Below are 18,453 nucleotides of genomic sequence, written 5' to 3'. Positions count from 1 at the left end.
CATGGCGCCCTTCGGAGTGCGCCTGCAGGAGGCGGTCGACCGGCACGGGCCGCTGTGCGTGGGCATCGACCCGCATCCTGAACTGCTGCGCTCCTGGGATCTGTGCGACGACATCCGCGGACTGCGGGCGTTCGCGGAGGCGGCGGTCGAGGCGTTCTCCGGAAACGTGGCGGTCGTCAAGCCGCAGTCGGCGTTCTTCGAGCGGTTCGGCTCAGATGGCGTCGAGGTGTTGGAGGACACCCTCGCCGCGCTCAAGGAGGAGGGCACGCTCAGCCTGCTGGACGTCAAGCGCGGCGACATCGGGTCGACCATGCAGGCGTACGCCACGGCCTACCTCGGCGACTGCTCGCCGCTGGCGGCCGACGCGGTCACGCTGAGCCCCTACCTCGGGTTCGAGAGCCTGCGACCGGCCTACGACCTCGCTGCGCAGCACGGGCGGGGCGTGTTCGTGCTGAGCCTGACGTCGAACCCCGAGGCCCGTTCGCTGCAGCATGCCCAGGCCGAGCGGCAGTCGATCGCCGGTGCCGTCATCGAGAGCGTGGGCGGGCTCAACGCCGACGAGGGAGGCGATGCCCGGTGGGGCAGCTTCGGAGTCGTCATCGGGGCGACGGTCGGCGATGCGCTGCACCACCTGCGCCTGATCGAGCCGTTGGTGGCCTCGCGTGCCCCGGTGCTGGCACCCGGGATGGGCGCCCAAGGAGCCACCGCAGAGTCGATCCGCCGAACGTTCGGTGATGCCGTCGGGCAGGTGCTGCCGACAACTTCGCGGGCGGTGCTGAGCGCCGGGCCCAGCGTGCGCCGACTGCGCGACGCAGTGTTGCAGGCGCAGGAGGATGTCGCCGGCCTACGGCCCTGATGGCGCGATCCCGATTATGCCGAGCACGGACCTCGATGGTCCATGAGCCGGCCAGACCGGTTGTTGTCTAGATTCGACACATGAGCTGTCACCTCTCCGAACTGGTGCTCAACTGCCACAACCCCGAAATGCTGTCCCGGTTCTGGTGCGAAGTGCTCGGCTACGTCGAGCTGGGTCGCGACGGCAACGACATCGAGATCGGCCCAGAGTCGGGATTCGGCGGTCCGGCACCGACCATCGTGTTCGCGCTCGTGGTCGAGAAGAAGACCGCACCCTTGCGACTACACCTCGACCTGAACCCGGTGGACCGCGGCCAAGACGCCGAGCTGGACCGTTTGCTGGCCCTGGGCGCCCGCCCGGCCGACGTCGGCCAGACGGGCGAGGAGTCATGGCACGTCCTTGCCGACCCGGAGGGCAACGAGTTCTGCCTCCTCCGGCGCCGCCTGTCGAGACAGTAGGACCGGCACAATGTGTTCCAGTGGTCGCCCGAACCCGAGTCGTCGAAGTGCCCCCAAGTCGTCAACCCACGACACTCGCAATTGGGGTCGTAACGTCGAGGGAGACCCGGTTCTCGAAATCGCCTGTCACTGCGTGATTGTTTAATCCCCAGTCGAGAAGATCTCCACTGGATCCGTCAAAACATGCAATCGCATAGGAGAAGACCCGTGCGCGGGCTCCCTGTGGGTGCGACTGGCTCGCGGTTGAGAACTGTCCGTGTGCTTCGGCGCAGACCACCACGCGCGCGTCCTCCGACGCCGGCGCTGCGCCCGGTTCTCCCATTGCCGCGTTCGCGGTCCCTCGATCGGTCCCGAACGCGCTGCCCGAGGTGATGTTCGATGGCCACCTTCCTGTTGCGCGAGAGCCATCGGCCGCCCCGGACGACGGGTTCGACTGCGTGGCAACAAGCATCAATTCCCGCCGTGCTTGTGCGATCTGAGTGTGGGTCAGGGGACGGTCCACGGGCTCCGAGCCTGCATGTGCAGCGGTCGCAGTCGACGCCCGATCAGTGCCCAGGGCCGACACCCGCGACGTAGCCGAGCCGCCCGGACCTTCGGTTGGCGTGGCACAGGAGGTGAGCACCAGCAGTGCAAGCCCCAGTGCCGCGAAGGCGCCAGATCGTGAACGTCGCATCCCGGCTCACCTCCTGCACGTTCAAAACCAAGTGTCGCGCGAGCGAGGGCAAACAGCAACAGCAAGAGCAACAGCAACCGCGGGCTCGGAGCGGCGCTGTTCGAATGGCCACCGGCGACGGAGAGTCGATCGATGTGTGGACGCAAGGTGCGTCGGGCATGCCGCCGACCTTCGCGTCAATGGGTTGGCTGTTTACCGTGGCGGACTCGCCCGGCGCGGGTGGGATCCGAGCTGGCGGGACCGTGCCCGGCGGCGTAGCTCGTGGACAATCACCTGCTCGCGGTGCACCAGGTCGGCCAGCGCAGGCTCCGGATCTTCGGCGGCGCCACGGCGCGATCGTCGCAGATCGTCCTCCACCTCGGACAGCTGCGCGATGAGTTCGCGCACCGACAGTACTGCCAGTCCGACCGGTTCCATGCGGGCCCCCTGCCCTCGTTCACCACCATCACCGGTGAACTTACCCGCTGGGGCCACGGCCGGGACTCGACCGAGGCGCACTGTCACGCAGTCGTTACCGTTGTCTCGCGCGCCGAGAATTCCTGCGCCGCGCCGGGTGCCCTCAGCAGCCGGCGGTGTCAGGTCGTAGCTCGTTGGGGTGCACGTGTTCGACGGCGCCGTTGTGGAAGCGGACGGCGATGAGTCGTTCTGCGGTGCGAGCGATGACGATGCCGCCAGTTCCGCGAGCGACGCGTCGATTCCACACGGGCCCGATCGCGTTCGCCGCGATGACTCGGTCACCGACGTCGTACTCTGGCGGATCATCGAAGCTTGTTGTTGGCACGTGGCACCTCGGGGAACATTCTAGACACCTCGAGCTCTTCGGGTGGCCCGGACCGTGCCGACATTCTCCGCGAGCCACTGGTTGCTCGCGGAGCTCAAACAAGTAGGCGGGACATCGCGCCGAGAGTGCGATCATCTCTCCGGCCGCCGCGTCGAGATCGCCAACCCCTGTCGGGCCGTGACTGGTGGGGTGCTCGGCTGGTCATACCGCTTCCCGTAGCCGGGTCAGCCGGGCCCGCCGGGCGACCCATCGCCCACTGACCCAGCCCACCGCGCCGAGCACGATCAGGGCCCCGATCCCGGCAGCGGCGACGGCCGCCCAGGCGGCACCGTAGTTGATGATGGGAATGTCTGGTGGGGTATCGAACAGGGGAATCTTGGGCATCGCGACCTGGGCGCCGACCACGCCGCAGGCGACGCCCAGGAGCACGGACAGGACGACTACCGGGAGCTGCTCACCGATCGAGATGAGTCTCAGGCGGCGTGAGGACAGGCCGGTCATCCGCAGCGCGGCGTAGTCACGAGACCGCAGCCGCCAGGTGGTGGTGACCGCGATCAGCAGCGTCAGCGCGGCGATGATCGCGGCGACCGCGCCGACCACGACCCCCAGCTGCAGCGCCCAGGTGGTCGCGGTCTGGTCGTACCGGTGCAGTGCTGCCCCGGTGGTGGTCGTCGACGGGGCCGCGATCCCTTCCCTTTCCAACGCCGCGGTGACCTTACCGATCAGGGTGGGGTTGTCGCGGGCGTACCAGACCTGCACCTGGATCGTGCTGGCCGGTAGGGCGCCGAGCCGTTGCAGGCTGGCGATATTGACCAGGCTGCTGTCCGGCGGCGCGCCGGGCACGAACGGGAGGGAACCCACCCGGGTCATGCGCTGCAGCAGGCCATCCAGGCCCGGCGCCTGGAAGTGGTTGCCCTGCGAGCCGGCGGGTAAGGGCCCGGCGACCAGCGCCGGGAACGTGCTGGGCACCGACGTGCTGCCCAGGGTGACGTCGGAGGTCCCGGACTGCCGGAACCCGATCACCAGCCCACCACCGGCAGCGTCCGAGACGGTCGTCGACCCGTTGGTGGCAGCGGTGGTGTTGCGCCACGCGCCCGCCTCGCCGAGGGTCAGGGGGTGACCCGAGACGGACATGGCCCGCAGGGTGACCCTCCCGGTCAGGGGGGCGGTTACCCCGCCTGGCGCGTAGAAGTCGAACCCGGTCAGCAGGCACCCGTTCGCGCAGCCGATCGGGGCGCTGAGCGTGTGCGGGGCCGAGCCCGCGACGGGCAGGGCGCCCAGCGCGATCTCTTGCTGCTGTGAGTGGGAGTCGACAATGATCGCGCGCAGCTGCACCGGCACCAGCGACGTGCTGCGGCCGGTGGTCGTCAGTTTCGCGGACGTGGCGCGCACGGTCATGGTGGTGCCGGTGACCTGGATGGCGCGGTCCTTGGGTGCCAGCTTGTCCCAGGGGATGCCGGCCACGTCCAGGCCGGGGAACTGGCCGATCCGGGCGAACGCGGCCGGGTCGACTGCCACCGTGGTCGTGCCCTGCTGTCCGGGGGAGGAGACCATTGCGATGGTGGTCGCCGCTCGTCCGGTCGGGTCGGCCTGGTGCACGGCGGCCTGAACGGATCCGACGTCGGGGCTGTTGATCGTGCTGACGGCTGCCGCGCCGGTCTCGGCCTCGGCGCGGGCGCCACGGTTACGGGCCCCGACCAGGACCGCGTCGCCGGCGAAGACGAGCAGCGCGGTCGCGACGGTGATGGTGGCGATGACTTTTCGGGTGCTGGGTCGGCGCCCGGTCTGCAGCAGCGCGAGCCCGCCACTGATGCCCCCGCGGCGCAACATCCACCGGCCCAGCCGCGCGGTGCCCGGGCCCAGGAGGTGGGCCAGCAGCAGGCCCGCCGTCAAGGCCAGCAGGGTCGGCGCCGCCATCCCGGCGATCCCGGTCAGCGATCCGATCGCGGCCGCGACGAACGCAGCGCCGGCCAGCACGATCACCAGCAGGTCGCCCGCCCCGATGGCCCACCCGGCCCGGCGCGGAGGCACCCGCCGCAACAGCTGCGCGGGATCCGCGCGTGCGGTGGACCGGGCCCTGACCCACGCCATCCCGGTGAGCCCGACCACCACCGCACCCGCCGTGGCCCACACCGGCCACCGGACCTCGAACGGCGTCCCGGCCGCCAGCCAGGTGTGCTCGGCCGCCCACGTCAACAGGGCCGCCCCGGCCACCCCAGCGACCCCGCCCAGCCCGACCACCGGCCCCACCTCGGCCAGCAGCATCCGGCGGGCGCGCCGCCGGCTGAACCCGCGCAGCCGTGCCAGCGCGACCTCCGGGCGGCGCGACTCCATCGCCGCGCCCAGCACCAACCACAACGTCAGCGCGGCCAGCAGCGCCAGCTGCACCATGAACAACGGCACCAACGCGTTCGCCTGCTCCCGCCCGTGCCTCGCCCGCGCGGCCAGGTCACCGATCCCGGTGGACACGATCGCGCCCGGTGTGATCGTCGGCGTCCACCCGATCGTGTACGAGATGGTCGGCGGCTTGTTCGCATACGCCTGAACCCGAGGCGCCAGGCTCAACAGCTGGTCGACACCGACTCGACCCGCTGCCATCGGTAGGTCGATCTCATTGACGACCCCCATCCACGACGTGCCAGGGCCGGCGTGCCCGGTCCAGGCACGCTTGCCCGCAAACGTTGTCGCAGGGCTGAACCACCAGTCGTGGCTCGTCGCGCCCCCGCCGGAATCCTGCCCGGGCAACGGATGAGACGTCCCTGCATACCCCGTCGGGCCGCTGCCGAACCAGTAGGCACTGCGCATCGAGTCCGGACGGTAGATCCCGACCACCCGCAACGTGCGATGCGGCGCCACGGCCGGCTTCACCGAGGAGAACACCTCTGCCACCGGGATGGTCGAGCCCACCTGCCAGCCAAACAGTTTCGCGTCCTGCGCGCTGATCGCGATGTCATTCTTGGAGGCCGGGCACCGCCCGGCCGTGAACAGCAGCTGCCGGCACATCCCCGAGCGCCACACCAACTGCCCGATCCGAGAGCCCGCGGTCACCGGGTGCGTGCCCACCTGCACCGATGAGCTCTGCACCGGGGAGCCGAAATACTGCCGAATCGACTGGGGCACCGAGCCCACCAGTCGCGACGTCGTCACGGGCTGCGCGTCCCTACTCTCCGGGGTCTGCGTCATCACCCGGACCCCCGACACATCCACCGCCGCCCGCGACAGCGCAGTCCGCACCATCGACTGCTGCAACGCCCGGTCATACCACGGCGCGAACACCGCACACCCAGTCACCAACGCAGCCAACAGCCCAAGCGCGACACCCTGCACCCACCGGTACCTCAACGCCCGCAGCATCAAAACCCCCGTTACATGCTCAGAAGAAGAGAGAGCTCGTGGGCATACCGTTCACGGGCCCCAACTGCCCGGCGATCACAGCATCGCTCGCCTACCAGCCCACGAACTCGCGATTCACGGACCCGACAGTACCGCTGCAGCTCCCCGGCACCGGCCACTCGACCACAGCGTTACCCCACCGATACACCAGAGCGACACAGACACATCCACGAACCGACTATTCTGATCGGAGGGAGTGCCCGAAATTCGAAACTTGCGATAGTCCCCGGTCGGCGAGGTGACGCTCGCGCCGGCGCGGACTGCACGGCCGCTTGGGGCCCGCGACCCCGAGCTGGTTCGGCTGGTAACGGCGACCCGCGCACGACGGATCTGGCCAGTGGTGTCGCCTGTGCAGGCAGTGGTCGATCGGAACCGGTGCTCCACGGTCTGGCCGGATGCGTTCACGCGGTGCCTGACGAGCGTTGCGGCCGCCACCGGCTCGCGGACGATGGCCGCTGCTGCCACGAGTCTGGCCACCGATGCTTCGACGTCGTCGACGACCTCCCGTCCGGGCCGCTCCCGCCCGCGCCGCCGTCTTTGGTGAGTGAACGCGAGAATGACCTTCCCACGCCGAGGACCGCCTGCTAGCCTCGGTTGGAGGTTCCCATGACCCGACGCGTTCTTGGCGTGTTTGCACATCCCGACGACGAGGTGTTCTGTGCTGGCGGCACTTTCGCCGGGATGGCGGCACGAGGGGTGTCGGTGTCGCTGCTGGTGGCCACCCGGGGTGAGGCGGGGCAGATCAGGGACGCGGCGGTGGCGACCCGCGACACGCTGCCCGCGGTCCGTGAGGCCGAGTTGCGACGGGCCGCAGCCGAACTGGGCGTTGCGGGTGTGCGGCTGCTTGACCACCGCGATGGGACGTTGGTCGGCCTCGATGACGGTGTTCTCGCCGCCGAGGTGGACGCGGAGATCCGCCGGCTGCGGCCGCACGTGGTGGTCACGTTCGGCGCCGACGGCGGCTACGGCCATCCCGACCATGAGACGATCAGCTCGGTCACCACCGAGGTCGTCCGTCGGCTGGTGGGGGAGGAGAGGGCGTACGCGCCGCAGCGGCTCTACCATTCCTGCTTCCCGTCAAAGCCGATGGTGTTGGCGGAGCGGCTGGCCCGCTGGCTCAGCGGGTTCGGGGAACGCTTCTACGGCGACGTCTCGTTCGCGTACGGCCTGTGTCTGCTCGCCGAGGGGTCGTCCACTTTGCATTTGGTGCGCGACGAGTTGCGCACGGCGTGGTACCCGGCCGGCACCTACATCGTTGAGCAGGGCGAGGTCGGCGAGAGCCTTTACCTCATCCTGTCCGGGCGGGTTCGGGCCACGCAACTGCACGATGGGCGGCTGCAGGTGTTGCGCACCATGGGGCCTGGCGAGTTCTTCGGCGAGCTCGGTCTGGTGTGGAGTGGCCGCCGCACGGCGAACGTCGTGGCCGAGGAGAACGTGACCTGTCTGGTGCTGTCCGGCCGGTCGCACACCGCGTTCGATCCTCGCGGTGCCACGACGTCGACCGTGATCGCGGAAACAGCGGCCGAGCGCGACCCGTCCACGACGGTGGTCGACGTGCGCACGCACATCCAGGACAAGGTGCGCGCTATTGCCGCCCACCGCAGCCAGTACCCATTTGACGTGGCGGCATTTCCCCTCGAAGTGCTGCAGGAGATGCTCGGCACCGAACGCTTCGTGCGCGTCCTACCGCCGCCCGAGTTCGAGTCCAGCCTGCTCGGAGAACTTGCTGGCGACGAAGCGGCGCCGCTGGCGTGGGCGGTGCCGACGGGGCAGCAAGACATGGCCGAACCACCGAGCAGTGCCCTGTTGGAACGGATCCGCGCCGGGGTGATCGGCGATGACGAGGTCATGGACACGCCCTACGGGCCACGTCGGATGATCTATGCCGACTGGACGGCATCGGGACGTTCTCTGGACTTCATAGAGGATTTCCTGCGCAAGGAGGTTCTGCCGCGCTACGCCAACACACACTCGGAGACCTCGGGAACCGGGCGCGCGACGATGCGACTGCGCGAGGACGCCCGAGAGATCATCAGACGTTGTGTAGGCGGGGACGAGAGCACCGCGGTGGTGTTCTGCGGCTCGGGCAGCACTGCGGCCATCGACCATCTCGTGGGGGTGCTGAACCTGCGGATCCCTCACGACCTGGACGCGCGGCACGGTTTCACTGCCATGATTGCGCCGCACGAGCGACCTGTGGTGTTCATCGGTCCGTATGAGCATCACTCCAACGACCTGCAGTGGCGCGAGTCGATCGCCGATGTCGTCGTCATCCCGGAGGATGCGCATGGCGGCGTCGACCTCGCGGCGCTCGAGCGCGCGCTGGTGGAGCACGCCGACCGGCCGTTGAAAATCGGTAGCTTCTCGGCCGCGTCCAATGTCACCGGCATCATCACCGACACCTGTGCGGTCGCTGCGCTGCTGCATCGGCACGGCGCGCTGTCGTTCTGGGACTATGCCGCCGGCGGCCCGTACCTCGACATCGACATGAACCCGTCCGTTGACGGAGCCGACTCCGGGCTCGTCTACAAGGACGCGGTGTTTCTCTCGCCGCACAAGTTCATCGGCGGGCCCGGCACCCCTGGGGTGCTGGTAGCGCGTCGGGATCTGTTTCGAAACACTGTGCCCGTCGTGCCAGGTGGCGGGACGGTGATCTTTGTCGATGAGCAGACCACCCGATACGACGACGAGCCCGAAGTACGCGAGGAGGGCGGTACGCCGTTCATCGTGGGTTCGATCCGGGCCGGGCTGGTGTTCGGGCTCAAGAAGGCGGTTGGTACCGAGCTCATCCACACCCGAGAGGAGTTCTTCCTGCGACGGGTGCTGACCGCGTTCGACAAGGTTCCGGAGCTCACGGTGCTCGGTGACCGCAGCCGTGCGCGACTTTCGATCGTGTCGTTCCTCATCCGGCCCAGCGGCGAGCAGAAGCAGCTGCACTACAACTTCGTCGTGGCCGTCCTCAATGATCTGTTCGGAATCCAAAGTCGCGGCGGCTGCTCCTGCGCCGGGCCGTACGGTCACCGGTTGCTGAACCTCACGCCCGAGTTCGGGAGCTTGCTCGACGAGGAGGCCGCGAACGGCTGCTTCGGGCTGCGGCCCGGCTGGACCCGCGTCAATCTCAACTGGTTTGTCTCGACCGCGGTCTGCGACTATGTGATCGACGCCATCACGCTCATGGCCCGCGAGGGGTGGAAGCTTCTGCCGGACTACGAGATGGACGCTCGCAGCGGCTTATGGCGCTACCGCAGCGGCCCGGTCGAGCCGCCGTTGCGGCTGTCGGACCTGCACTATGACGCCTCGGGGACGCTGCACTGGCCGGACCACCATAGGCGGGCCGGCGAGCACGTTCTGACGGCGCAGCTTGAAGAGGCCCGTGAGCTGCTCGCCAAGCGCGGCGGCTTCAGCTTCGGTCAGCGGGTCGATGGACTATCCGAGCGTGCCGAGCAGAACCGGTGGTTTCTCGTGCCAGAACGGCAGGTTGGCTGATGTCCCAGCAGCAGCGCGCGTCGGTGCACTCGTGGCACCTTCTGCCGCAGGTGGTTCCGTACTCACAGCTGGGCACGCCGACCGAGCGACGCGCCTGGTGGGCACCGGTCGGCTGGGTGCTGGTGGCCCTGTGCATGCGCTGATGTACGCCGTCTTTCTCGGGCTCACCCTGGTCATGCTCGCCCACGTCGGCGCGCGGCGGTTGCATGTGCGGCAGCGCCGCTACCACCGCCGGCCCGAGGATCTGCGCATTGCGATCATCGGCGCGGGCTAGAGCGGGCTGCAGCAGTGGGCATACTTCCACAACTCGACCTGGCGATACAGGGCGTCACGCCGAGCGAAGCACTTTTCAAGCACGCCTTCGAGGTGTTAGCGCTCGCGAAGGAGACTCCCCTCCAGGTCGATCTCCTGCCACGCGAGTCCAAGCGCACACACGGTTAGCGGCCGCCCGCTGACCGCAGCGACCCGAGTGCGGTCAGCGGGCGGCCGCACTCGGGGTGACGATCGTCTCGACGCGGCGGAGCAGCGGTTGCGCGCCAAGGCGTTCAGTGATCACCCGTGCGTCCTCGGCGAGGAGCCTTGCCTCGCCGGGACCTAGATCCAGAATCTGTGATGTCGAGCAGCGGACGAAGCGATGTGTCCCGCAGGGGGGTGCTCTATCCGGTGCACCTACGACCTGACCGTGTCCGGAAGGCGATCGCTCTGCAGAAGGTTGAGGTCTGGTGCATGCTCTACCCTTGGCCATAGCGTCATACCGTCCGCACGGTCGGCGTTCGCGGGCTGATACTGGACGTTTTCTCGCCGGGTCCGGGGGCGTCGCGGGGCTTCCTGGCCCTCGAGGTGCTTAGCCGAATACCCGGCGACGCATCGAGCCCAGCCGCCTCTGGCGACGACCAGGGCACCACATGCGGAATCATCGTCGCCTACGCCCTGGCCTCGGACCTGCCGCTGCTACTTCGTCGACTGTCGGTGCCCGCAGCTGCACCGAGCGGCAGGACCGATCGGGCTGTGCCTACAAGCCGGCCCGCGTTGCGCGTCTGGTCGATGCGCACGCTCAGGGGGTTCTTCACGCGCACCCTGCGCGCCGACGCCGAACAGCGGGTCATCACCATCGGGCCCTGGCAGTGGGTGCGCCACCCCGGGTACACCGGGTCGCTGTTGATCTGGACCGGATTTGCCCTGGCCTCGCGCAATGTGCCTGCGGTCGCCGTGATCACGGCGCTGTTGGGCCAGGCCTACCAACGACGCATCATCGCCGAGGAGCAACTTCGCCGGGAGCTGCCGGGCTACACCGCCTACGGCCAGCGCACGAAGAAGCTGGTCCCATTGATCTGGTAGCCGTCTCCAGGGTCACCGTAACGCCATCGACAGGCGGTGGCCGGCGGTCAGGGCCCGCTGCTCCGACGCCGTCGAGGCCAAGTCCTCTCCGTAGGCCGTTAGCCTCGCGTACATGGTGAGCTTTGTGAAATCGGTGACGTTCGACTGCCGCGACGCGCTGGAGGCGGCGGCGTTCTGGGCTTCAGCGCTTGGCTCGAACGTCGATGAGGACGGTACCTCCGATCGAGCGTGGGTTGAACCGCCGGGCTGGGGCGGCCCTTGCTTGTGGTTTCAACGCGTGCCCGAGGCCAAATCGGCCAAGAATCGACAGCACTTCGATCTGCGCGCAGTGGGCGACCTCGGGTCGGAGGTCGAGCGGCTTCAGCGGCTCGGTGCGACGGTCGTTCGCGATGACGAAGACCTGGTGGTCATGGCAGACCCCGACGGGAATGAGTTCTGCGTCGAGCCCTGAGCTAGATGCGGCGGCCGAGGCGCTGACCGGATCCTCTCGACCGCTGACCCGATGACTCCGCCACCTGCGCGACACCGACAATCGCGGTCGACGATCCGCTGGTGGATCCGGACCTGGTCGCCGCTCGGACGGCTAGAATCGGCGGGTGCCCACAAATACCTATGGCCGTTGGCCCTGGGTCGCGGCAGGGGGCGTGTTGCCCACCTGGTCGGCCGCGGTCGCGGCCCGCCGCTGGATGAATGAGGATGGGGGATGGACGGCGGGCTTGGCGCTGCCGATCCTGCTCGCCCATCAAACGGAAGAATGGGTGCGCCCTGGCGGTTTCCTTCCGTTTGTCAACCAGCATGTGCTCGGTAGCGCCCGGCCGGACTGGCCGCTGACCGAGCGTGCCGCCTTCCACATCAATGTCAGCATGGGCTGGATCAGTGCCGTCGCCGCCGCGATGCTCTGGCGAAGGACTCCTGCGCCGGCGGCCGCAGTGCTGTGGCTGGAGGTCGGCAACGCTGCGTTTCATACGGGTTTGGCGCTGCGCAAGAGGAGCTACAACCCAGGTGTCGCAACCGCCGCATTGCTGATGGGGCCGCACGCCGTGGCCGGCGTGCGGTGGATCCGGCGCTCAGGACGACTGACCCCTCGAGCCAACGCGGCAGCGGTGGTCGCGGGCTTGAGTCTGACCGCCCTGCCGCTCCCGCTGAAGGTGCTTATGCGTCGCTCGGCCGGTGGGACGCCGATCACCCGGTCAGACCCGCGTCGTGCCTAGCTCGTGGCGGTCATGGTTGCCCGGGCCACAGCACGGAGCCGCCCGCGGAATGGCCGTATTCGGGCCCTCGGGCAACGTCGATTCGGCTCAGCTTTTCGACCTGATGGGCCGCTGCGAGGCGCTGCGGGCATGGGCGAGAGACCACGGCGTCGTCTTGGACGACACTCCTGGCAGCCTGGCCGGTCTCGACGAACGGGTTGACGTATGGAGCGCCGAACCCGACATCGGCCCGCGCCTGGGCCACGAGGTCGGCGGCTACCTCGGCACCGTGATCGTCACGAACGTCCCCGGTGCCGCCTGGCGAGCATGGCCCAACGGCCACCCCGTCGTGCGCCAGCCATCCGGCCGTGACGTTGACGTCATGGCCCGGGCCGCCCGTCGAATAGCGTCGCATCACGGGACCCTCGCCTCGATCTACACGGACTCGCTGTAGGCGATCCCAGCGGCTCACCTGCCACTGCAACCAGGCCCGGGTGGACCGTGCCTTCACTGCGTCCACGTCTCGGCTTGTCGCTCTTGACGCGGCTACGTCGGACATGGGAGTCTCTCCGCGGCGCGGAAAGCGCTTTCCATCCTGAGAGGACCTCCGCATGAACGCCGTTTCAGACCAGGTCTCGCTGCGCGAGCAGGAGCCCGCAGGCCGGTTGTCCGTGTTCCACGGAAAGCACACCACCCTGTGGGTGTTCCTGCTGTTCGGCTGGCTCATCAGCTATGCCGACCGGACGGTTACCGGTCCCGTCATCGCCTGGATGATCAGCGAGAAGGCCGGCTTCATCGGGGACGCGACCAACCCCGCCACGCTGGGCGGTCTTGTCGGGTCGATGTTCTTCGCCGGCTACATGCTCACGCAGTATGCCGGGGGACGACTCGGCGATCGGTACGGCCACCGCGAGATGTTGGTGCTCTCGCTGCTCTGGGCCGGGGTCATGACCCTGGTCTCCGGAATGGCGGCCGGACTCGTCGCATTCGTCGCCGCGCGTGTGCTGACCGGCCTCGGTGAGGGCACGTTCTACTCCAACGACCGCACCATGATCATGAACCACACGCCGTCGGCGCGCAGGACGCTCGGACTTGGGGTGGTGCTCTCCGGGCTGTCCGTCGGGCTGACCATCGGGATCCTCGCCACGCCGTACCTGATCGACTGGGGCGGCCACCTGGGTCTGGGCGGGGGCGCCTGGCGGGTTCCACTGTGGGTGCTGGGTGTCGGCTCCCTGCTGGTCGCCCTGGCGACCTATGTCTTCTTCACCAAGAACGGTGACGGACGGCTGCGTCTGGGGCCACCCGTGCTGCGACTCGCGCTCTACTCACTACCGACCGCGGTCGTGATCGTCGGCCTGTTCGTGCTGGCGGACAAACTGAGCTGGAGCGACTGGTTGACCGCGTGCGCGGTCGGGGTGCTGGCCCTGGTGGTCATCCTGGTGGTGGTGCGCGACGTGGCCCGGTCCGGCCGTGCGAAGACCCTGCTCAACGGCAACATGTGGCTCATCTACGTCGGGTTCATCGCCGTCATGTGGAACCTGTGGTTCTTCAGCTTCTGGTCGGTGGAGATCGTCAAGGAGACCGCGCACAGCAGCCTCATCGCCGCCGGCCTGACCGCCTCGTTCAACGCCGGCGCCGGGATCATCGGCTTCCCGCTCGGCGGATGGATCGCGGACCGTCGGGCGCGTCAGGGCAAGGGGCGCAAGCCGCTCGCCGTGACCTGCGCACTGGTGCACACCATCCTCGCGTGCGCCTTCGGCCTCAGCATCGTCGGTGGCAAGCCCTCGATGCTTCTGCTCGGGCTGATCCTCTTCTCCTCGGGCCTCTTCTTCAACGCCTTGCAGCCAATCATCCACGACATCACCGGCAACCTCGTCCCTGCGAGCGAGCGCGGATCCGCGTTCGGCATCTTCAACCTGATCGCCGAGGCCGGAGCCGTGGCGAGTCCGGTGGTGAGCGGGGTCCTGCGGGACTCGACGGGCAGCTGGGCTCCCGGAGTGTTCACGGCCGCCGGCGTGATGGCGGTGTCCGTAGTGCTGTTCGCGTGCGTGCGTGAACGGGTAACGTCGGCCGCCGGTTGATCCGGCTGCCGGGCCGCTCAACCGTCGGGCAGCCGGCTCGTGACGTTCGCCGTTCCTCGGCCTGCGTGTCGTCGCGATCGCAGTCTTTCGCCTGAAAACGGGGTGGAAGGGCCGAGAATTACGATCTGGTTGACGGGCGGCGATCCGACCGGAACGGACCAGCACCTCCGGTCGGCCCGGGGTGGGTGGTCCGGGGAAACCCAGACGCGGGCGCCGGTCAGCAGAAGGTCTCGCATCCCGCTATGGTCGCAGCGAGCGACGATGCCCGGGCTGACAGCGGTCACCGATCGAACGCGGTTGTGGGGACCCACCGTTGCCGAAGCCCGGTGCGACTCGCTAGGTTCCGAGGTAGAGATACAGCCCGATCACCGCGCAGCACCCATCCGCCGCACCCGTCCAGGAGAGAATTCGTGGCCCTACCCCAGCTGACCCCAGAGCAACGCGCCGACGCACTGGAGAAGGCCGCAGTCGCCCGTCGTGAGCGGGCTGCCGTGAAGAACCGGCTGAAGTATGCCCAAGGGTCGCTGGGCGACGTGATCGATGCGGGCAAGGACAACGAGATCATCGGCAAGATGAAGGTGTCCGCGCTGCTGGAGTCGATGCCGGGAGTGGGACGCGTGCGGGCGCGCCAGATCATGGAGGAGATCGGCATCGCCGAGACCCGCCGGGTCCGCGGTCTGGGCACCAATCAGGCGCGGGCCCTGCTGGAGCGTTTCGAGCAGGCGTAGGTCATGACACAGCTCTTCGTACTGGCAGGGCCCACGGCCGTGGGCAAGGGGACCGTGGCGGCATACATCAGGAAGCACTTCCCGGAGGTGTGGCTGTCGGTGTCCGTCACGACCAGGACGCCGCGCCCCGGTGAGGTCGAGGGCGTGCACTACCACTTCGTGGACCAGGCCGAGTTCGACCGGCTGGCTGCGGAGGGGGAGCTGCTGGAGTATGCCGTGGTGCATGGCCGAGAGAGCTACGGGACCCCACGACGTCCACTGCTCGAGGCCCGTGCCCAGGGCCGGCTGCCGCTGCTGGAGATCGACCTCCAGGGTGCCCGTCAGGTCAGGCAGCGGATGCCGGACGCGTTCTTCGTCTTCTTGACCCCGCCCAGCTGGGATGAACTGGTGCGCCGGCTGGTCGGCCGGGGCACCGAAACGCCGGAGGAGCGGGAGGTCCGACTGGCCACTGCACGGCGTGAGCTGGCGGCCCAGGAGGAGTTCGATGTGACCATTGTGAACGACGACGTTCGTCGTGCGTCGCAAGAACTCGTACACTTGATGCAGCAGCACGTGTCTGCTGCGCCCTGACCGACGTCGCGACTTGCTCGGCGTCGACCGGAAATGACATCGCATCAACCAACGAAACGAGAGTTCTTCGTGTCTGGTACCAAGGCCGCCCCCGAGGGCATCACCGACCCGCCCATCGACGACCTGCTGAAGGTCGCCGACTCCAAGTACGCGCTGGTCATCTACGGCGCCAAGCGGGCTCGTCAGATCAACGCCTACTACTCGCAGCTGTCGGAGGGCCTGCTGGAGTACGTCGGACCGCTGGTCGACAGCCAGGTCAACGACAAGCCGCTGTCCGTTGCGCTGCGTGAGCTGAACGAGGGTCTGCTGAGCATCGAGCAGGTCGAGGCCTAAGCAGCGCGTATGCGGATCGTCCTCGGGGTGGGTGGCGGCATCGCCGCCTACAAGGCGTGCTCGCTGCTGCGCCACTTCTCCGAGGCGGGCCACGACGTGACGGTGGTGCCGACGGCGTCGGCACTGCACTTCGTCGGTGAGGCGACCTGGGCGGCCCTGTCGGGCAAGCCCGTGTCCACCGACGTGTGGACGCGCGTGCACGAGGTGCCGCACGTGCGCCTCGGGCAGGAGGCAGACCTGGTCGTCGTGGCCCCCGCGACCGCCGATCTGCTCAGCAAGGCCGCGCACGGCATGGCCGACGACCTGCTGACCACGACTCTGCTCACCGCCCGCTGCCCGGTGGTGCTGGCGCCCGCGATGCACACCGAGATGTGGTTGCACCCGGCGACGGTGGCCAATGTGGCGACGCTGCGGTCGCACGGCGTCCACGTGATCGACCCCGCGTCGGGGCGTCTGACCGGTGCAGACTCGGGTCCGGGACGGCTGCCGGAGCCCGCCGAGATCGCGGCGCTCTGTGAGGACCTGCTGGCCGACGCCGGGTCCGGGCACCCTTCGCAGGCAGGTGAGGCCACCAGCCTCGCCGGGCGCCGCGTCGTCGTCAGCGCCGGAGGCACCCACGAACCGCTGGACCCGGTCCGGTTCATCGGCAACCGGTCGTCCGGCAAGCAGGGCATCGCCCTCGCGCAGGTGGCCGCCGAGCGTGGCGCCCAGGTCGTGCTGGTCACCGCGAACGTGACGCTGCCGGTGCCCGCCGGCGTGGACCAGGTGCGGGTCGAGACGACCCTGGAGCTTGAGGCGGCCGTGCGCAAGTCTGCCGTGGACGCGGACGTGGTGGTGATGGCCGCCGCCCCCGCCGACTTCCGGCCGGCGCACGCACTGGGCAGCAAGCTGAAGAAGTCGGGCGATGCCGGTCTGACGCTCGAGCTGGTGCAGAACCCGGACATTGTCGCGGGTCTGGTCGCCGCCCGGGACGGCGCCCGGGCGCCGATCATCGTGAGCTTCGCCGCCGAGACCGGTGACGCGAACGGGTCCGTGATGGACCACGCTCGAGCCAAGTTCGCCCGCAAGGGCAGTGACCTGCAGGTCGTCAACGAGGTGGGCGTGCACAAGACCTTCGGCCAGGACGAGAGCACCGTGCACCTGCTCCGCCGAGGCACCGACGAGGTCACGACCGTCGGGCCCGAAAGCAAGCGGGTCGTGGCCGCCGCGGTGTGGGATGCCGTGCGAGAGCTGCTCGACACCGTTTAGACTCCGGCGAGACATCCCTCGCGGATGATCCAGCCAGCAGCCGCTGCATAGATGAGGAGATCCGCAGGTGACACGCCTATTTACGTCCGAGTCAGTGACCGAGGGGCACCCCGACAAGATCTGTGACCAGATCAGTGACTCGATTCTCGACGCCATGATCGCCGACGACCCCACCGCTCGGGTGGCGGTCGAGACGATGGTGACGACCGGGCTCGTGCACGTCGCCGGTGAGGTGGCGACCACCAGTTACGTTCCGATCGCTCAGCTGGTCCGGGACACCATCGTCGAGGTCGGCTACGACTCGTCGCAGAAGGGCTTCGACGGCCGTTCCTGTGGCGTCTCGGTGTCAATCGGACAGCAGTCGCCGGACATCGCCCAGGGTGTCGACACGGCGCACGAGAACCGGCACGGCGGCGTCGACCCGCTCGACAAGCAGGGCGCGGGCGACCAGGGCCTGATGTTCGGCTATGCCTGCGACGACACGGCAGAGCTGATGCCCCTGCCGATCTTTCTCGCCCACCGGCTCGCCGAGCGGCTCACCGCGGTCCGCAAGAACGGTGCGCTGGCATACCTGCGCCCGGACGGCAAGACCCAGGTCACCATCGAGTATGACGGGGACAAGGCGGTCCGGCTGGACACCGTGGTGCTGTCGACCCAGCACTCGCAGGACATCTCCCTGGAGGGGATGCTGGAGCCGGACATCGAGACGCACGTCATCAAGCCGGTGCTCGATGAGCTGGCGGCGGCGGGCAACCACCTGGACACCTCCAACTTCCGCAAGCTGATCAACCCGACCGGTCGTTTCGAGATCGGTGGACCGATGGGTGACGCGGGACTGACCGGCCGCAAGATCATCGTCGACACCTACGGCGGGATGGCCCGTCACGGCGGCGGCGCCTTCTCGGGCAAGGACCCGTCGAAGGTCGACCGGTCCGCGGCCTATGCGACCCGCTGGGTCGCCAAGAACGTCGTCGCCGCCGGTCTGGCGAAGCGCTGCGAGCTGCAGGTGGCCTACGCGATCGGCAAGGCGCAGCCGGTCGGGCTCTACCTCGAGACCTTCGGGACCGAGACCGCGCCCCAGGACAAGATCGAGGCGGCCATCACCCAGGTGTTCGACCTGCGCCCCGGCGCCATTGTCGACCAACTGGACCTGCTGCGGCCGATCTACCAGCCGACCGCCGCCTACGGCCACTTCGGGCGCACCACCGCTGAGGGCGTCAAGAGCCCGTTCACCTGGGAGCGCACCGACCGGGTGGAGGCACTGCAGAAGGCCGTCCGAGGCTGACACCCTGCACGATCGTAGGCGGCGGGAGTCACG

At 68.5% G+C, this 18,453-nt stretch carries 18 protein-coding genes; 15 read left to right on the top strand and 3 right to left on the bottom strand.

What is annotated here, in order from left to right; translation table 11 throughout:
* The first annotated feature begins 1 nt into the window (after window position 1).
* Together pyrF and FGL98_RS15955 are read left to right on the top strand one after the other, a co-directional pair.
* Entirely contained in the window at window positions 2-856 is an 855-nt protein-coding gene (gene pyrF / locus FGL98_RS15960) for an orotidine-5'-phosphate decarboxylase (protein WP_146318246.1), read from the top strand.
* Between the two features lie 80 nt (window positions 857-936).
* Window positions 937-1,314, top strand: coding sequence for a VOC family protein (locus FGL98_RS15955; protein ID WP_146318244.1), 378 nt, complete (start codon window positions 937-939; stop codon window positions 1,312-1,314).
* An 865-nt stretch (window positions 1,315-2,179) separates the two neighbouring features.
* Here FGL98_RS15955 and FGL98_RS15950 read toward each other — a convergent pair.
* The 3 genes from FGL98_RS15950 to FGL98_RS15940 all read right to left on the bottom strand — a co-directional run bounded on the left by FGL98_RS15950 (window position 2,180) and on the right by FGL98_RS15940 (window position 6,059).
* On the bottom strand, window positions 2,180-2,404 hold the full coding sequence (locus FGL98_RS15950) for a hypothetical protein (RefSeq protein ID WP_146318242.1): 225 nt from the start codon (window positions 2,402-2,404) through the stop codon (window positions 2,180-2,182).
* Between the two features lie 142 nt (window positions 2,405-2,546).
* Window positions 2,547-2,768, bottom strand: a complete 222-nt coding sequence (locus FGL98_RS15945) for a hypothetical protein (protein ID WP_146318240.1) — start codon at window positions 2,766-2,768, stop codon at window positions 2,547-2,549.
* A gap of 201 nt (window positions 2,769-2,969) precedes the next feature.
* A complete protein-coding gene (locus FGL98_RS15940; protein WP_186526205.1) occupies window positions 2,970-6,059 on the bottom strand; it encodes an FtsX-like permease family protein in 3,090 nt (1,029 codons plus the stop codon).
* A 708-nt stretch (window positions 6,060-6,767) separates the two neighbouring features.
* On the opposite strand from FGL98_RS15940, the gene FGL98_RS15935 reads away from it, so the two are divergent.
* From FGL98_RS15935 to metK, 13 genes are all read left to right on the top strand, one after another.
* Window positions 6,768-9,647, top strand: a complete 2,880-nt coding sequence (locus FGL98_RS15935) for an aminotransferase class V-fold PLP-dependent enzyme (RefSeq protein ID WP_146318236.1) — start codon at window positions 6,768-6,770, stop codon at window positions 9,645-9,647.
* Window positions 9,647-9,790, top strand: a complete 144-nt coding sequence (locus FGL98_RS25480; RefSeq protein WP_186526204.1) for a hypothetical protein — start codon at window positions 9,647-9,649, stop codon at window positions 9,788-9,790. The genes FGL98_RS15935 and FGL98_RS25480 overlap by 1 nt, the downstream gene beginning before the upstream one ends.
* The gene (locus FGL98_RS26750) at window positions 9,790-9,921 is read left to right on the top strand and encodes a hypothetical protein (protein WP_281289185.1); all 132 of its coding nucleotides are present in this window, start codon (window positions 9,790-9,792) and stop codon (window positions 9,919-9,921) included. The genes FGL98_RS25480 and FGL98_RS26750 overlap by 1 nt, the downstream gene beginning before the upstream one ends.
* Window positions 9,922-10,655: 734 nt before the next feature.
* Window positions 10,656-10,985: a methyltransferase family protein gene (locus FGL98_RS15930; protein ID WP_186526203.1), complete on the top strand. Its 330-nt coding sequence runs from the start codon at window positions 10,656-10,658 to the stop codon at window positions 10,983-10,985.
* Window positions 10,986-11,097: 112 nt separating this feature from the next.
* Window positions 11,098-11,436 carry a VOC family protein gene (locus FGL98_RS15925; RefSeq protein WP_146318225.1) on the top strand — a complete coding sequence of 113 codons (339 nt, stop codon included), beginning with the start codon at window positions 11,098-11,100 and terminating at the stop codon, window positions 11,434-11,436.
* Window positions 11,437-11,581: 145 nt separating this feature from the next.
* Window positions 11,582-12,196: an HXXEE domain-containing protein gene (locus tag FGL98_RS15920; RefSeq protein WP_146318223.1), complete on the top strand. Its 615-nt coding sequence runs from the start codon at window positions 11,582-11,584 to the stop codon at window positions 12,194-12,196.
* Window positions 12,189-12,629: a DUF6278 family protein gene (locus FGL98_RS15915; RefSeq protein WP_146318221.1), complete on the top strand. Its 441-nt coding sequence runs from the start codon at window positions 12,189-12,191 to the stop codon at window positions 12,627-12,629. Before FGL98_RS15920 ends, FGL98_RS15915 begins: the two co-directional genes overlap by 8 nt.
* A 157-nt stretch (window positions 12,630-12,786) precedes the next feature.
* Window positions 12,787-14,256, top strand: a complete 1,470-nt coding sequence (locus FGL98_RS15910; RefSeq protein ID WP_146318219.1) for an MFS transporter — start codon at window positions 12,787-12,789, stop codon at window positions 14,254-14,256.
* A 410-nt stretch (window positions 14,257-14,666) separates the two neighbouring features.
* Window positions 14,667-14,984 carry an integration host factor, actinobacterial type gene (gene mihF / locus FGL98_RS15905; protein WP_146318217.1) on the top strand — a complete coding sequence of 106 codons (318 nt, stop codon included), beginning with the start codon at window positions 14,667-14,669 and terminating at the stop codon, window positions 14,982-14,984.
* A 3-nt stretch (window positions 14,985-14,987) separates the two neighbouring features.
* A complete protein-coding gene (gmk, locus tag FGL98_RS15900) occupies window positions 14,988-15,554 on the top strand; it encodes a guanylate kinase (RefSeq protein ID WP_146318215.1) in 567 nt (188 codons plus the stop codon).
* A 69-nt stretch (window positions 15,555-15,623) separates the two neighbouring features.
* Entirely contained in the window at window positions 15,624-15,887 is a 264-nt protein-coding gene (rpoZ, locus tag FGL98_RS15895) for a DNA-directed RNA polymerase subunit omega (protein ID WP_146318213.1), read from the top strand.
* A gap of 9 nt (window positions 15,888-15,896) precedes the next feature.
* On the top strand, window positions 15,897-17,135 hold the full coding sequence (gene coaBC, locus FGL98_RS15890; RefSeq protein WP_146318211.1) for a bifunctional phosphopantothenoylcysteine decarboxylase/phosphopantothenate--cysteine ligase CoaBC: 1,239 nt from the start codon (window positions 15,897-15,899) through the stop codon (window positions 17,133-17,135).
* A 67-nt stretch (window positions 17,136-17,202) separates the two neighbouring features.
* Entirely contained in the window at window positions 17,203-18,420 is a 1,218-nt protein-coding gene (metK, locus tag FGL98_RS15885) for a methionine adenosyltransferase (protein ID WP_146318209.1), read from the top strand.
* Window positions 18,421-18,453 lie beyond the last annotated feature (33 nt).

Source organism: Leekyejoonella antrihumi (assembly GCF_007845645.1).
GTDB lineage: Bacteria > Actinomycetota > Actinomycetes > Actinomycetales > Dermatophilaceae > Leekyejoonella > Leekyejoonella antrihumi.
The sequence above is the reverse complement of the archived record's forward strand: the minus strand, read 5'-3'. Positions and strand labels throughout refer to the sequence as shown.

What these genes read in the sequence shown, in the direction of transcription:
- coaBC (WP_146318211.1), top strand. Translation starts at nt 15,897, where the DNA reads ATGCGGATCGTCCTCGGGGTGGGTGGCGGCATCGCCGCCTACAAGGCG.
- FGL98_RS15950 (WP_146318242.1), bottom strand. Translation starts at nt 2,404, where the DNA reads ATGGAACCGGTCGGACTGGCAGTACTGTCGGTGCGCGAACTCATCGCG.
- gmk (WP_146318215.1), top strand. Translation starts at nt 14,988, where the DNA reads ATGACACAGCTCTTCGTACTGGCAGGGCCCACGGCCGTGGGCAAGGGG.
- pyrF (WP_146318246.1), top strand. Translation starts at nt 2, where the DNA reads ATGGCGCCCTTCGGAGTGCGCCTGCAGGAGGCGGTCGACCGGCACGGG.
- FGL98_RS15925 (WP_146318225.1), top strand. Translation starts at nt 11,098, where the DNA reads ATGGTGAGCTTTGTGAAATCGGTGACGTTCGACTGCCGCGACGCGCTG.
- FGL98_RS15955 (WP_146318244.1), top strand. Translation starts at nt 937, where the DNA reads ATGAGCTGTCACCTCTCCGAACTGGTGCTCAACTGCCACAACCCCGAA.
- FGL98_RS25480 (WP_186526204.1), top strand. Translation starts at nt 9,647, where the DNA reads ATGTCCCAGCAGCAGCGCGCGTCGGTGCACTCGTGGCACCTTCTGCCG.
- FGL98_RS26750 (WP_281289185.1), top strand. Translation starts at nt 9,790, where the DNA reads ATGTACGCCGTCTTTCTCGGGCTCACCCTGGTCATGCTCGCCCACGTC.
- FGL98_RS15935 (WP_146318236.1), top strand. Translation starts at nt 6,768, where the DNA reads ATGACCCGACGCGTTCTTGGCGTGTTTGCACATCCCGACGACGAGGTG.
- FGL98_RS15910 (WP_146318219.1), top strand. Translation starts at nt 12,787, where the DNA reads ATGAACGCCGTTTCAGACCAGGTCTCGCTGCGCGAGCAGGAGCCCGCA.